This is a genomic window from Clostridium beijerinckii (assembly GCF_008705175.1).
Classification (GTDB): Bacteria; Bacillota; Clostridia; order Clostridiales; family Clostridiaceae; genus Clostridium; species Clostridium beijerinckii.
Genome location: NZ_CP043998.1, coordinates 2,573,556 through 2,588,050 on the forward strand (window position 1 = coordinate 2,573,556; position 14,495 = coordinate 2,588,050).

Annotated in this window: 12 protein-coding genes and 1 pseudogene; 10 read left to right on the plus strand and 3 right to left on the minus strand. The window is 29.9% G+C overall.

Going from position 1 to position 14,495, the window contains the following annotated elements; translation table 11 throughout:
- Positions 1 to 174 precede the first annotated feature (174 nt).
- Positions 175 to 1,059 (minus strand): LysR family transcriptional regulator, encoded by an 885-nt coding sequence (locus F3K33_RS11670; protein ID WP_039773706.1) that lies wholly within the window; start codon positions 1,057 to 1,059, stop codon positions 175 to 177.
- 215 nt (positions 1,060 to 1,274) lie between these two features.
- Here F3K33_RS11670 and F3K33_RS11675 point away from each other — a divergent pair, with 215 nt between their 5' ends.
- The 8 genes and pseudogenes from F3K33_RS11675 to F3K33_RS11710 all read left to right on the plus strand — a co-directional run bounded on the left by F3K33_RS11675 (position 1,275) and on the right by F3K33_RS11710 (position 10,760).
- Positions 1,275 to 3,221, plus strand: a complete 1,947-nt coding sequence (locus F3K33_RS11675) for an oxidoreductase (RefSeq protein ID WP_039773705.1) — start codon at positions 1,275 to 1,277, stop codon at positions 3,219 to 3,221.
- Between the two features lie 186 nt (positions 3,222 to 3,407).
- Positions 3,408 to 4,439 carry a [FeFe] hydrogenase H-cluster radical SAM maturase HydE gene (hydE, locus tag F3K33_RS11680; protein ID WP_039773704.1) on the plus strand — a complete coding sequence of 344 codons (1,032 nt, stop codon included), beginning with the start codon at positions 3,408 to 3,410 and terminating at the stop codon, positions 4,437 to 4,439.
- A gap of 62 nt (positions 4,440 to 4,501) precedes the next feature.
- A complete protein-coding gene (locus tag F3K33_RS11685; protein WP_039773703.1) occupies positions 4,502 to 5,389 on the plus strand; it encodes a phosphatidylserine decarboxylase in 888 nt (295 codons plus the stop codon).
- Positions 5,390 to 5,531: 142 nt separating this feature from the next.
- Positions 5,532 to 7,202, plus strand: a complete 1,671-nt coding sequence (locus F3K33_RS11690; RefSeq protein ID WP_243141329.1) for a nitrite/sulfite reductase — start codon at positions 5,532 to 5,534, stop codon at positions 7,200 to 7,202.
- A 39-nt stretch (positions 7,203 to 7,241) separates the two neighbouring features.
- Positions 7,242 to 7,892 (plus strand): deoxyribose-phosphate aldolase, encoded by a 651-nt coding sequence (deoC, locus tag F3K33_RS11695; RefSeq protein WP_039773702.1) that lies wholly within the window; start codon positions 7,242 to 7,244, stop codon positions 7,890 to 7,892.
- Positions 7,893 to 7,959: 67 nt separating this feature from the next.
- The gene (locus F3K33_RS11700) at positions 7,960 to 8,772 is read left to right on the plus strand and encodes a carbon-nitrogen hydrolase family protein (RefSeq protein ID WP_039773701.1); all 813 of its coding nucleotides are present in this window, start codon (positions 7,960 to 7,962) and stop codon (positions 8,770 to 8,772) included.
- 108 nt (positions 8,773 to 8,880) lie between these two features.
- Positions 8,881 to 9,324 (plus strand): annotated as a pseudogene (locus tag F3K33_RS11705) (YoaK family protein).
- A gap of 212 nt (positions 9,325 to 9,536) precedes the next feature.
- Positions 9,537 to 10,760, plus strand: coding sequence for a peptidase U32 family protein (locus tag F3K33_RS11710; RefSeq protein ID WP_039773724.1), 1,224 nt, complete (start codon positions 9,537 to 9,539; stop codon positions 10,758 to 10,760).
- Positions 10,761 to 12,312: 1,552 nt separating this feature from the next.
- Here the strand turns inward: F3K33_RS11710 and F3K33_RS11715 are convergent.
- On the minus strand, positions 12,313 to 12,513 hold the full coding sequence (locus F3K33_RS11715) for a YvrJ family protein (RefSeq protein WP_039773700.1): 201 nt from the start codon (positions 12,511 to 12,513) through the stop codon (positions 12,313 to 12,315).
- A gap of 102 nt (positions 12,514 to 12,615) precedes the next feature.
- Positions 12,616 to 13,140 carry a hypothetical protein gene (locus F3K33_RS11720; RefSeq protein WP_039773699.1) on the minus strand — a complete coding sequence of 175 codons (525 nt, stop codon included), beginning with the start codon at positions 13,138 to 13,140 and terminating at the stop codon, positions 12,616 to 12,618.
- Between the two features lie 347 nt (positions 13,141 to 13,487).
- Between F3K33_RS11720 and F3K33_RS11725 the strand changes: the two genes are divergently transcribed.
- Positions 13,488 to 13,730: a hypothetical protein gene (locus tag F3K33_RS11725; protein ID WP_017209351.1), complete on the plus strand. Its 243-nt coding sequence runs from the start codon at positions 13,488 to 13,490 to the stop codon at positions 13,728 to 13,730.
- A 222-nt stretch (positions 13,731 to 13,952) separates the two neighbouring features.
- A complete protein-coding gene (locus F3K33_RS26605) occupies positions 13,953 to 14,147 on the plus strand; it encodes a hypothetical protein (protein WP_174775792.1) in 195 nt (64 codons plus the stop codon).
- The last annotated feature ends 348 nt before the right edge of the window (positions 14,148 to 14,495 follow it).

The window sequence follows — 14,495 nt, forward strand, 5'->3', positions numbered from 1 at the left end:
GGAGATGCAGTTACAGGAGCGGCAACAGTAATTTTAGCTATGGGTGCTGGGAAAAAAGCAGCTAAAGCTATAGATGAATACTTACAAGTAAAATGATATATATAATAAAAAATTAAAATAATTTTTATAAAAATCCTTAGATACATTAATTTGAATGTTGCTAAGGATTTTGTTTTATTTTTCATTAAATTGAATTATGTAATCAGTGAAAATTTTCCCTGCATATGAGAGGATAGAGTCTTTTTTATATATTAATGTTACATTCCACACAAAGGATTTATCTATAAAAGGTATTGAATAAACATTTGGATAATTTATATCGCTTACAACAAAATCAACACTAATACCAATACCCTTATTAAGACGACTGAGCTTATGTGTAATTAAAATTTCAGCGGTAGTAAAAGCAATATCTGGCTCAAAGGCAGCTTGTCTGCATTTTTCAATAAAGTTATGATATAACTTAAAGTTTTTATCTACAATAATAATTTTTTCATTTTTCAAATCTTTGAAACTTATTTCACTCTTTTGGGAAAGATAGTGTTTGTCATTTATAAGTGCACAAAGATTATGCGTTTGAACAATTTTGAAATTGAACTTTGATTCGTCAACAGGGCCAACTGTAAGGGCAACATCTAATTCTCCAGTTAAGATAGCTTTTTCACAATCAAAGTCACGATATTCTGCTGTAGTTAACTGAATATTTGGATTGTTTTGTTTAAAATTATCAATAAGATCAGTAGAAAGTGCATTGAGAACTCCAAAGGAAAAACCTACAGATAATTTTTGGCGATTAAGACTAGTCATTTTATTTATGTCATTTAGAATTAGGTCAAATTCGTTTATAAGATGGATAGAGTGTTCTTTTAGATATTTTCCGTATTCTGTGAGTTTAAGCCCACTAACTGTACGATAGAATAAAGGAGCATTTATACACTCTTCTAGACTTTTTATCGCTTTACTTAATCCTTGCTGAGTGATATAGAGATTTTTGGCAGCTTTTGAAAAGCTTTCATCTTCGCATATTTGTAAAAAATACTTTAATTGCTTTATATCCAAACTAGTCACACTCCATTCAAAAAGGAAACAAATATATTTATTATTATAACATGTTTTGATAATTTTTTACATATTTATTCTGCTTCAACTTTAAGTTGTAGATGTACAAAATAGAGCTGTTTTAAAAATAATTTTTTTAATTATACAATTATATCAGAACATGATTGATAAATAATTATCAAGTATGAATACATTTACAGAAGGAGAGTTTATTTATGGAAAATTATAAGCACGTATTTCAACCATTAAACATTGGGAAAATGACAATTAAAAATCGTATGCAATATACGCCATTAGTTGCATGTGTATCTACTGCAGATGGTGAAGTTAATCAAGAAATGATTGATTGGATAGGATATCAAGCTCGTACTGGTGTAGGTTATATTACAATTGGTGATACTCAAATCGATTTAGAACGTGCACGTTGCTTTTATGGTGAGTTAAACGTTACACATGACAAATATATGACAGGTCTTTCATTACTTACTGAAGAAGCTCATCGCTATGGATGTAAACTTTCTATAGAATTATCACATGCTGGCCGTGGTGCTGTTGCTAGCATGAATACTAAACCAGCTTTTGCACCTTCATATTTGCCAGAAAAAAATTGCCAGCCTGATATTAAAGTTATGGATAGAAAAGATATGGATTGGGTTAGAAATCGATGGGTAGAATGTGCAGTACGTTGTAAAAAAGCTGGTTTTGATATGGTTATGATCCATAGTGCTCATAATAACTTGCTCGGACAATTCTTATCACCAGTAAGCAATGTTCGTACTGATGAATATGGAGGATCCTTTGAAAACCGTATGAAATACCCATTAGAAGTAATAAAGGCAATTCGTGATGCTGTAGGGCCAGATTATCCTCTTGAAATTCGTATGAGTGCAAATGAAATGACTCCTGGTGGTCTTGAATTTGAAGAAACTTTAATCTATGCACAAGAAGTTCAAAAATATGTAAACTGTATTGATGTTTCAAGAGGAAACGTATTTAATGAAACTGGTGTTATGTGGCTATGTCCTTCATATTTACAACCACATATGATTAATGTAGAATTCTCTAAGAAAATAAAAGAAGTAGTTAATATACCTGTATCAGTTGTAGGTAATATATATACTATTGAAGAAGCTGAACAAATTTTAGCAGAAGGTAAAGCTGATATTGTTGGTATGTGTCGTTCTTTTATGGCTGGTCCTAATATGATTGAAAATGCAGTAAGAGGTCAAGAATATAAGACTCGTCCATGTATAAGATGTATGGATGGATGTGGGGCTATATACCATGGTATGCCATTAAGATGTTCAGTTAATCCAAAGATTGGACGTGAGCATCGTTATAGAAATATTCCTAAGGCAGAGGTCAAAAAGAACGTATATGTTATAGGCAGTGGTCCTGCTGGTATGCAAGCAGCTCTAACATTAATTGAGCGTGGACATAATGTAACAATAATTGAAAAAGGGAACAAACTTGGAGGATTACTTCATGATGCTAGTGTTCTACCATTCAAACAAGAATTACGTAATTATAAAAACTGGATTGTTCGTCAAACAGAAGAATGCGGTGCAAATATTAGATTAAATACAGAAGCAACTAAAGAAATGATTCTTAAAGAAAAACCAGATGCTGTTATAGTAGCAACAGGAGCTACATTCTTTAAACCTAATATTCAGGGTATAAATAATGACAATGTTAAAGATGTTTGTGATGTTGATAATGGTACTGTTGAAGTTGGACAAAAGGTTGCTGTCTGCGGTGGTGGTCTAACTGGTGTTGAATCAGCATTAGCTTTAGCTAAACAAGGAAAAGATGTTACTGTAGTTGATATGATTCCAGATGGAGATTTCTGTAGTAGTATGTTCTATATTATTCGTTATTCTTTACTTGATGAAGTGAAAAAAGCTGGTGTCAAGTTTGTTGGAAACAGCAAAATTAAGGAATTTAATGATAAAGGTGTTGTTATAGAAGATAAGGAAGGAAATATAAGCACTCTTGAAGCTGATACTTCAGTTATTGCTCTTGGACTTAAGGCAGATAATTCATTATATAAAGAAATTGCAGCTGAAATGCCATTAGACACATTTATTGCTGGTGACTGCGATACTCCAAAGAATATAATGAATGCAACATTCTCAGCATTTAATATAGCAGTTGAAATTTAAGTGAAAACCAATAAATAATTAATTTATTGATAGTCAAAAGACGCAGATATCCTGCGTCTTTTATAGATTAGAATTAAATTTTATACTAGTACAGATGATGATTTTATTTCTTGATATTTAAATAGTCCTATTATAAAGTGTTAATTATAAAATGGAGTATAGTTTATTGTTTTAGGAGTGATATCTATGAATATAAAGCTGATTGAAAAAGCTGAGAAAAGTCATAATTTAAGTAAGAAAGAATTAGTAAATATACTTAAGGATAGTAGTATTGATGAAGCACTTTTTGAAGCTGCCAATAGGGTAAGAAAAAAATATGTAGGGGATGAAGTTCATTTAAGAGGTATTATTGAATTTTCAAATATATGCAGATGTGATTGCTTATATTGCGGATTAAGAAAGTCTAATGGAAATATTAAAAGATACAGATTAATGCCTGATGAAATAATTGACTTAGCTAAGAAGGCTGTTGGATACGGATATAAGAGCATTGTTTTGCAGTCAGGAGAAGATTTGTATTATACAGTAGATATCCTTACAAATATAATATCAAATATAAAGAGAATGGGAGTAGCAGTTACTTTAAGTTTGGGCGAGAAAACATTGGAAGAATATAAAGCTTACAAGGAAGCAGGAGCAGATAGATATTTAATTAGAATAGAAACTACTGATAAGGAGTTGTATGAATATTTAGACCCAGGAATGAGTCATGATGAAAGGAAAAGATGCCTTAGAGATTTAAAAGAATTAGGATATGAAGTTGGTACTGGTAATTTGAATGGCCTGCCTAATCAAACTATAGAATCTATAGCTGATGATATACTATTCTTTAAAGAAATAGATGCAGACATGATTGGTTTAGGTCCATTTATTCCAAATGAAAATACACCTTTAAGTAATTTTAAAGCAGATAATTTTACATTGAGTATAAAGGTAATGGCTTTAGTTAGGCTTTTGCTACCAAATGTAAATATACCTGCTACAACTGCAATGGAAAGTTTAAATGGAAATGGCAGAATAATTGCACTTTCAAGTGGAGCCAATGTTGTTATGCCGAATATTACAGAAGGAGAATATAGAAAATTATATGCAATTTATCCTGGAAAGATATGTATAAATGAAACGCCAAATCAATGTTGGAACTGTATTACTGGGAAAATAAGTTCTATAGGAAGAACTGTTTCAAAAGAACTTGGTTCCAGATTAAAAATGATTTGATTATGCATTTTGACATGGTATTTTCGTTCATGTGACTTAAGAAAGTTTGGGAGTGATTGGATATGATTGAGTACTATAATAGAAAAGACAAGAAATATGAAATTGAAAAAATTGCAGGAGATAAGTATATTAATTGGATTTATTCTTCACCTGTTGGAATGAGCCTGCTACAAATAATAATTAAAAAGAGGTTTTTTTCAAAAGCTTATGGATATTTTTGTGATAGTAAAGTAAGCAGAAAGAAAATCAATTCTTTTATTAATGATTTTAATATAGACACTTCAATATTTGAAAAGAAAATAAATGAGTTTAAATCTTTTAATGATTTTTTTTCAAGGAAGTTAAAGAAAGAAGCTAGGCTAATAGATTCGGCTTGTGAGTCACTAATATCACCAGGAGATGGGAAGATAACAGCTTATGAGAATATTAACTTAGATAAAATCGTTCACATTAAAGGTGGTGTATATAAACTTAATGAACTCATTGATAATGAAGTTATTTCTAAAGAATTTTCAGAAGGAAGTTGTTTGATTTTAAGACTTTGTCCTACAGATTATCATAGATATCATTTTATAGATAATGGAATGTGTAGAGAAAGTTTTAGAATAAGAGGAAATTATTATTCTGTAAATCCAATAGCATTAAGTAAAGTGTCTGAAATTTATTGCAGAAATGAGAGACAGTGGAGTGTTTTCGATACTGAAAATTTTGGACGTGTATTATATATTGAAATCGGTGCAACCTGTGTAGGTGCTATAATACAAACTTATAAACCTAATGTGTTTGTAAATAAAGGTGATGAAAAAGGATATTTCAAATTTGGAGGATCTACGATAGTGATAATGTTCCAAAAAGATAAAGTGAAAATTGATAAAGAAATAGTAGATCAAACCCAGAGAGGATTTGAAACTCAAGTTTTTATGGGAGAAAAAATTGGCTGTAAAATGTAGTGAATAGATTTTGGTTTTAAAATCTGTACTAGCACAGATAGATATTTTATTTGTTGATATATAATTCACACTATACTAATATGAATACAAGGATAATAACTTGTAGTAAAAGCAATATCTAAAAAATTGGGGAGTGATTTACATGTCTAATACAAATAAAACTGTAAGTGAAGCTACAGTTAAAGCAGCACCAGTGCTAACAATCACTGAAGAAATTTTAAAAAGTATAGATGAATTTAAAGAGAATTTACGATTATACAATGAAGGTAAAATAGAAAATCTTAAATCATTTAGCTCTATTATGGGAATATATAAAGAAAGGCTGACAGAGACGTATATGATTAGACCAAGAATTCCAGGTGGATGTATAACAATAGAGCAATTAAGGGCAATAAGCAAAATTGCAAAGAAATATGGAGAAAATCAAATTCGTTTTACAACAAGACAGGATGTGCAGTTTCATTCTGTAAAAATAGATGATTTAAATAATGTTTTAGAAGAGTTAATAAAAGCCGACTTAACTACAAAAGCTGCTGGAGGAGATGGTATAAGAAATGTTGCATGTTCTCCACTTTCAGGTGTAGCAGTAGACGAAGTCTTTGATGTTACGCCATATATGAAGGCAGTTGCAAATTATATGATGGAAGATCCTAAAAATCTTAAATTACCTAGAAAATATAAGATAGCCTTTTCAAATAGTGTAAAAGATACTGTTAATGCGACTATTACAGACATAGGATTTATAGCAAAAATAGTTGATGGAAAAAGAGGCTTTGAGGTATACGGCGCTGGAGGACTTGGTGGCGGACCAAGAGTAGGTATAAAGATTGAAGATTTTATTGATCATAATGATGCATTGTATTATGTACAAGCTATGAAGCAAATCTTTGAAAGAGAAGGAGATAGGGCAAATAGACACAAAGCTAGATTAAGATTTGTTCTACAAAGATTAGGTGAAGAAGCTTTTAGAGAAATGTTTAAGATTGAGCTTGAAAAAGTTAGAGCGGAAAAAGATTTAACTCTTAATATAGAAAATAATGTAGAAAACTTAGAGGTTACAAATACATATAACAAAAAACAATTGGGTAAAGAGTATAAAAATAGAATGATAGTCCAAAAACAATGTGGATATTATTCAGTATATATTCATGAGCAAAGTGGAAATATGGCTACTAAAAATTTAGATAGTATATTAGATTTATTAGAAACCTTAGATTACAAAGTATCTATAAGATTAACAATGACACAAGGATTTTTTGTTAGAGATTTAAAAGAAGCTGATGCAGAAAGATTAATTGATTTTACATCAGATTTTTCTTCTAAATTTAATATAGATAACTCAGTGGTTTGCGCCGGGCCTAAAATTTGTAAGTTTGGAATAAATAATTCTCAAGGATTGCTTAAGGCGATAATTGAAACCTTCAAACATGAGTCTTTTGAAATAAAAAATGCACTTCCACAATTACTTATTTCAGGATGTCAAAATTCATGTGCACAACCTCAGAAAGGTATTATTGGCCTTATTGGAAAGAAGAAACGAACTGAGGATGGCTTAATACCAGTATATGCTATATTATTTAATGGGAAAGTCGGACCTGGTGTAGCAAAGTTTGGAGAAGTATATGGAGAAATAGCTGCTAAGAAAATACCTGATTTATTTGGTGATTTAGCTTTTCTAAAAGTTCATTCAGGTTATGAAGAGTTTGAGCAATTCATTGAAAATAAAGAGGTTGAGATAAGAAAATTAGTAGATAAATATTCTGCACTAGAAAGTATTAGTGAAAGACCAGACTTATATGCTGATTTTGAATAACTAGTTTAGAACAAAATAAAAAACAAGGAGAAGTAGATTATGAATTTAGCTAAATACATAGACCATACAATATTAAAACCAGAGGCAACAACTGAGGAAGTTAAAAAATTCTGTAGAGAAGCTAAGGAATTTGGTTTTGATTCAGTTTGTGTAAATGCGTGCAATGTTGCAATTGTAAGTAAAGAACTTAAAGGATCAGGTGTCAGCACATGTGTAGTTATTGGATTCCCACTTGGAACTACCACTAAAGAAGTTAAAGCTTTTGAAACAAAGCAGGCAATAGAAAATGGTGCAAATGAAGTAGATACAGTTATAAATGTAGGCGCTTTGAAAGAAAAGAATTATGAGTTAGTTAAAGAAGACATAAAAGCTGTTGTAGATGCAGCTAATAAAAAAGCAGTAGTTAAAGTAATTATAGAAGCATGTCTTTTAACAGATGAAGAAAAAATTAAAATATGTGAAATATCTAAAGAAGCAGGAGCTGATTTTGTTAAAACCTCAACAGGATTCTCTACTGGAGGAGCAGTTAAGGAAGATGTTGCACTTATGAGAAAGGTTGTAGGACCAGATATGGGAGTTAAGGCTTCTGGTGGAGTAAAGGATTTAAAATCTGCTATGGATATGATAAATGCAGGTGCTAATAGAATTGGTGCAAGTGCAAGTGTTAGTATTCTCGAAGATAATAAATAGATTCTCATTCTAAAAAAATAATAAGATAATATTTATTAGCATTTAAGCTAAAATGGAGGTGATATTTATGAAGATTGCTTTAGCACAAATGGAGATTAGTGAAAATCCGGATAAAAACTTAGAGAAAACATTAAACTTAATTGAGATTGCGGCACAAAATGGAGCACAACTTATATGTTTTCCAGAATTACAGCTAAACCCATTCTTTCCACAGTACGAGGGGCTAGATGCTTCTAATTATGCTATTTCTATTACAGATGAGAAAATTAAGAAAATCCAAGAAAAATCTAGAGAATTTAAAATAATCTCAATTCCTAATGTATACTTAAAAGAAAATGGAAAGTGTTTTGATGCATCATTAGTTATTAATAGTGATGGAACAATATTAGGTACTTCAAAAATGGTTCATATAGCTCAATGTCATCAATTTTATGAACAGGATTATTATCATCCATCTGATACTGGATTTAAAGTTTATGATACGCCAATGGGGAAAATTGGAATTATAGTCTGCTTTGACAGGCATTTACCAGAGAGTTTTAGAGTATGTGCTTTAGAAGGAGCTGATATTATAATAATACCTACTGCTAATGTAAAAAGTGAGCCTTTAGAAATGTTTGAATGGGAAGTGAGAATTCCTTCAATGCAAAATAGCGTTTTTACAGCTATGTGCAATAGAGCTGGTAAAGAGGATGATATGGATTTTGCAGGACAATCCATAGTAGTAGACCCAAATGGGGATATAGTAATCAAGGCAGATGATAGGGAACAGTTAATTTATGCTGACATTGATATAAATGAATCAGCTAAATCTAGAAATGAGAAACCATATATGAGTTTAAGAAGACCAGAAGTTTACTCGGAAATTTGTAATTCATAGGAGGTTGCAATGGTTGGAAAGCAAAATTAGTAACACAATAAGTAAAAAGGAAGTCTACATTCTAACCATAAAATTCATGAATCTGTTAGATTAGGTATACTTCTTGCAATCGTTGGTGGTTTTTTAGACGCCTATACATTTGTTGGGCGAGATGGAGTTTTTGCTAATGCACAAACGGGAAATATTGTACTACTTGGAACATGTGCTGCTAATGGTCAATTTAAAGAGGCAATATTACATATTCCACCTATATTGGCTTGTATAACTGGAGTAATTACAGTTGAATCAATAAAAAAATATTCGGCAAAGTTATTTTTAACAGACTAGACACAAATAGTTTTGATTATTGAAATTTTAACTATTATTATTGTTGGGTTTATACCAAATAATATTTCTAATATTGTTGTGACAGTTATAATTTCCTTTGTTGCATCTATACAAGTATCTTCATTCCGTAAGCTTGTTGATTCTCCATATGCTACGACTATGTCAACAGGCAATTTGCGTCAGCTTCTCAAGCAGCCTATATTGCTGTTACACAAAAAGATATAAACGAAGCTATTAAAGCAATACGCTACTTCATAATAATTTTTTCATTTATATTTGGAGCTTTTGGTGGAGGGATATTAACACTAAAATTTGGTGAAAATGCTATATTGTATGCAGCAATTGTGTTAGTTTTAGCTCTAATAATACTTAAAATAGAAGAATGGAAATGTACTAGTACAGATAGTAGTTTCATAAGAGATAAGGAGAAAACAAATATGAATAAGCCAGAACTTTTAGCACCAGCAGGAAATTTGGAGAAGCTTAAGACAGCTATAAATTTTGGAGCTGATGCAGTATATCTTGGTGGAAGTAAATTAAACTTAAGAGCATCAGCAGATAATTTTACAATAGAAGAATTAAAAGAAGGACTTGAATATGCACATTCAAGAGGAAGAAAGGTTCATGTTACATTAAACATAATTCCACATAATGATGATTTAGTTGGCATTGAAGAATATATAGCTGAACTATATGAAATAGGTGTGGATGCAGTACTTATTGCTGATCCGGGTATTTTTAGCATAGCTAGGGCTGTTGCACCAGATCTTGAAATACATTTAAGTACTCAGGCTAGCAATTTAAATTATAAATCAGCTTTATTTTGGCATAAGGCTGGAGTTAAAAGAATTGTAGCAGCAAGAGAGATGAGCCTTGAAGAGTTAAAGACAATGAGAAAAGAACTACCAGAAACCTGTGATATAGAAGCTTTTGTTCATGGAGCAATGTGTATGGGGATTTCAGGTAAATGTTTATTATCAAATTACATAACAGGCAGAGATTCTAACAGAGGAACATGTACACAGCCTTGTAGATTTAAATATCATCTTTATGAAGAAAAAGAACAAGGGAATTATGACAAAGTTAATGAAAGTGATAATGGAATGTACTTTATGAATTCAAAGGACTTATGCATGATAGAGCATGTCCCAGAACTTATTGAAGCTGGTATAAATTCTCTTAAAATCGAAGGTAGAATGAAGAGCGCATATTATGTAGCATCTGTAGTAAAGGCGTATAGGCAGGCTATTGATAAATATATTGAAGATCCTAAGAATTATAAATATGATCCAAGATGGATGAAAGAACTGGAAAAGCCTAGTCACAGGCCATATACAACTGGTTTTTATTTTGATGAAGAAGTAAGACAAAATTATGAAACCTCAGCATATATACATAATTATGATATGGTAGGGATAGTTAAGGACTATAATAGAGAGATGCATATTGCAACCATTCAGCAAAGAAATAAAGTTTATAATGGAGATTTTGTGGAAGTGTTAGCTATATTAGGAGAGAATAAACTTATAAAGCTCGAAGATATGAGAAAAGAAAATGGGGAAATCATAGAAAGTGCGAATCGTCCACAAATGATTTTTACAGTAAAATGTAATAACGAATTAAAAACTGGAGATATACTTGTTAAAAGTAAGGAAGTATAATTTCAAATATTATGCAAGTAAAAATTATATAATTGTAAATAACATGTGGCTCGAAATTGTAGACTAATCTGTTAATATATTTTTAAGCTATAAAAGGTATTAATTTATGTATTAGTGCATCGGTTATGGTGATTCTGTCTATATTCAGGAATATAAAGAAAGCTAATGGTATATTTAAAATTTTTTAAATATTAATCATATGAAAGTTTCTAAAAGATACTTGGCTACAGAGGAGAAATAAGATTCTATTTAAATTTAAATAAATATATTTTAACGAATATATAAGTTCTAATTAATAAAATTCATAATTTAATTGATTTCAACATTTTCACTATTATAAAAAGGAAGATATTAATATACTTTAAGCAATAGACAATGTACGAGATAAGGAACCTCTTAACTAAGGTTTTTGGGTTCGCATATATTATACTCAGCTTAAAGTAATTAATATCTTTTTATTTTAACTCGCCAATGCTCATACAAAGGAAGAGAAGTACAAGCTGATGCGTATATTAGAATAAAATATATTATAAATGTTTAATGGCGCATTTAGAAATTATATATTTTATCTATATGGCTTGCACTTCTCAATGTCTTGTTGTAGCCTGCGGCAGCAAGGAATGAATTTAAAAAGAGCAATTGGTGCTCTTTTTAGCTACGCCAATTTATAGGAGTGTATTTTATATAAGTTTTTATAGTTTTAATTATGTATTGTTATATATGATGTTATAGGTATATACGTTATTACTAGTATATAATTTACTATTTATATACTTTATTTGGGCGCTTTAGCCATCACCCAAAAAAGGACAGGTCATCAGCAAGAAATTCTAGACTTATATGAGTTTTACGGCAAGCTCCAACCTCATATGAGTCAATAATTTCTAAGCATTAGACTAGTCCTTTATTTGGGTATCCGATGGAGCGCAAGAAGGTAATACGAGAGTTAATGCAGTAAATGTTAGAGAAGTGGTTGCTATAGATTGAGGATGTATTCTGGTGGTATAGATAATGCTGCACACGCAGATATAAATTTGGGATGGAAATAGATAATAAGATAATGAAAGTTAATGTTTCCTTTATTAAGGAGGATTCATTAACTTTAGGCTTAAATTTTAATTCAAAAAGAGTCAATGTAATATCAATCAGCTCTGCTTCTTGATATTACATTGACACTTTCTTCAGAGATTATTCTTAGTCTGCTGAAAGATTAAAGGCTGAGCCTTCAATCTAGTGGCATTAATAAAGTATATGAATAATAAAAGGGCTGTTTTGAAATTTTGGAAATTGGCTAAAAGGGTTGATTATAACATTTGGAATAATGTAAAGGCGTTAATTAAATTGACGATAGTTTAAAAGCATATCCACTAATATTTTTAATGTTTATTCTATAGAGTATAAACATTACTTTTTCTAAATTAATACGCATCTTTCTTAATTTGCGCATCATTTTATAATTTAAATTCAAATTAAACTACTTAAGTTTCGGTGTTCGAATACAAACAAATTTAAAGGCGATAAGTACTTAAGAAAATGCTTATCGCCTTTTTACTCATGCTACTTTATGAGAATCATCAGTAGAACTCTCTGTATCAATAGCAACACCAAGTTTAGCTGATATTAGGGTGCTTAACTTATTAATTGAACTTACTAAGCTAACAATTTGCTTCTCTAATCGTATTAGCAAATATGCAGATACCGCCACAGGAAAACCATTATTAACAATAAGGTTAATTAATTCATTTACTTCCATAAATCCATCACCTCCTATAATGGATATATGAAATAAAATATATTAGTTCATATTTAGGAAATAAATAATTATCTGAAATTAAAATAGATAAAATAAATTAGATTATTGAGTGCCACCTTCATTTACAATGTAGTTATGATAATGGTCTATGGCAATATCAACTATGGTGCTGACACATATATTGATATCTGGATGGATGCTTTTTAATTCATTTATTTTTCTTATGGTAGAACTTCTAAGGGTGTAGCTTCTCTTAATAGTTGGAGTTTCACCATCAATGGCAGGAGCAGCACCATTAGGAAGAGGAGTTCTTCTATTGTCAAATATATTTTCTGTAGAACTTAAAGTATTTTTTATTTCTATGGAGTTAGTTATATTATTTTCAAAATTGCTGTTAATAGTTGAAGCAGTATTAGCTTGAGTATTGTTTTTAGGACCTTCTTGAATAGAATTATTATTAGATTTACTATCAGAGCTAGTTTGAATAATATTATTATCAGAATCATCAAAAGAGAAGGAAGATATGCAGTCACCAGCTATAGGAGTTTCACTTGTAAATCCATATACTTCACCTTCATCATATTCAAAATCATTTTTAGGAACGTTTGATGTTTTTCTTCTAGCCATAAATTATATAACCTCCCTTGGTGTTTTTTAATCAGTATTTTTATGTATTCTCTTAAAGGATATATGGCTGTTTATTGGAGATTCTAAAGTTCTAAAGAATTTGAGAATATAAATTTTTTAGAATTAAAGAATTTAAGAATTAAGGAATTTTAGAATGTAAGATTTTAAGAATATATATTCTTTAGAATTTAAGAATTTAAGAATTTGCTTGTAAAATGCGGGCTAGGAGAGTAAAAATACAAATTTAATCATGATTTTAATGTTATGTTACAGTATAAAACATATATCCATAATAGTAGCGGCTAAATTTTAAAGCTGTAAATAAATTATTGGAGTGTGTTGTAAAAATGATTCGAGATGAAATTAAACTTAATCCAGAAGAAGGAGAAGTTTTTGATAAAAAGCAGATTGCTTTAGCAATTAGAAATTCTACTTTTAATGATGAACTTCAATGTTCTTTGTTAGAGGATGGGATATTAGATAAATGCCAAGGATGTAGCTTGAAATATATTTGTAATGGAATAGATAAAGTTGCTGATAGTTATGTAGAGAAAACTACAGAGGTTGTTAACAATTTTAGTTTTGAATAAGAAATAAAAGAAATTAAAGATTTTAGAAGTGAATCACTTCATTTAAAAAAGAGAAAGGCTGGAGAGCTTTCATTTCAAGTAAACAGAAAAGATATTCCAGTAGTATATCCAATTAGTCCGCTTCTATTTAAAGAAGTTAAGAGTTGGAAGGATAGAGTTTTAAGCGGGGTACCTCAGTTAATAATTCCATTTACAGTGGATCAGGCATTCTGGGCACATAGATTGTTTTCAAAAGGGTATTCAGTAGGTACTTTAAAAGAAAAAAATCTAGAATCAGTTGATTTAATAAAGGCATTTAAGGACATGGAAAATAAAGAATATATAAGAAATGCTAAAGAAATCAAAAATATTATTGAGTCTGAAAAAGGATTAGAAAATGTGGTGAAATATATAGAAAAAGTGTATAAATCATTTTGAAATAGAGATAAAATCTTTAATATTAAAGATGAATAAGTAAACCTTATTCATCTTAGATTCAGATTAGAATTGAATGATAGCATAAATATAAATTGACTATATAGGAATATTAATGATAATATTTAGTAAGAAGTGTAAAGTTAGTCATAATTTAATAATAAAAAAAGATGAATAAATATAAGTGATTAAATTTGTATTTATTCAAGTTTTTTTATGATAATCAAAATATTACATAAAAATATTAAGGCGCAGATACTGTAAGATATTTTTAATCTTTGCAAAATTAATTATTATTAATTAAATGCTTAGACAAAATAACTTTTATAAAAGTGAAAGCTTTTAACAGTA

Excerpts from the sequence above, each read along its gene's own strand:
- F3K33_RS11715 (WP_039773700.1), bottom strand. The coding sequence starts at position 12,513 with ATGGAAGTAAATGAATTAATTAACCTTATTGTTAATAATGGTTTTCCT.
- F3K33_RS11720 (WP_039773699.1), bottom strand. The coding sequence starts at position 13,140 with ATGGCTAGAAGAAAAACATCAAACGTTCCTAAAAATGATTTTGAATAT.
- F3K33_RS11710 (WP_039773724.1), top strand. The coding sequence starts at position 9,537 with ATGAATAAGCCAGAACTTTTAGCACCAGCAGGAAATTTGGAGAAGCTT.
- F3K33_RS11725 (WP_017209351.1), top strand. The coding sequence starts at position 13,488 with ATGATTCGAGATGAAATTAAACTTAATCCAGAAGAAGGAGAAGTTTTT.
- deoC (WP_039773702.1), top strand. The coding sequence starts at position 7,242 with ATGAATTTAGCTAAATACATAGACCATACAATATTAAAACCAGAGGCA.
- F3K33_RS11690 (WP_243141329.1), top strand. The coding sequence starts at position 5,532 with ATGTCTAATACAAATAAAACTGTAAGTGAAGCTACAGTTAAAGCAGCA.
- F3K33_RS11675 (WP_039773705.1), top strand. The coding sequence starts at position 1,275 with ATGGAAAATTATAAGCACGTATTTCAACCATTAAACATTGGGAAAATG.
- F3K33_RS11700 (WP_039773701.1), top strand. The coding sequence starts at position 7,960 with ATGAAGATTGCTTTAGCACAAATGGAGATTAGTGAAAATCCGGATAAA.
- hydE (WP_039773704.1), top strand. The coding sequence starts at position 3,408 with ATGAATATAAAGCTGATTGAAAAAGCTGAGAAAAGTCATAATTTAAGT.
- F3K33_RS11685 (WP_039773703.1), top strand. The coding sequence starts at position 4,502 with ATGATTGAGTACTATAATAGAAAAGACAAGAAATATGAAATTGAAAAA.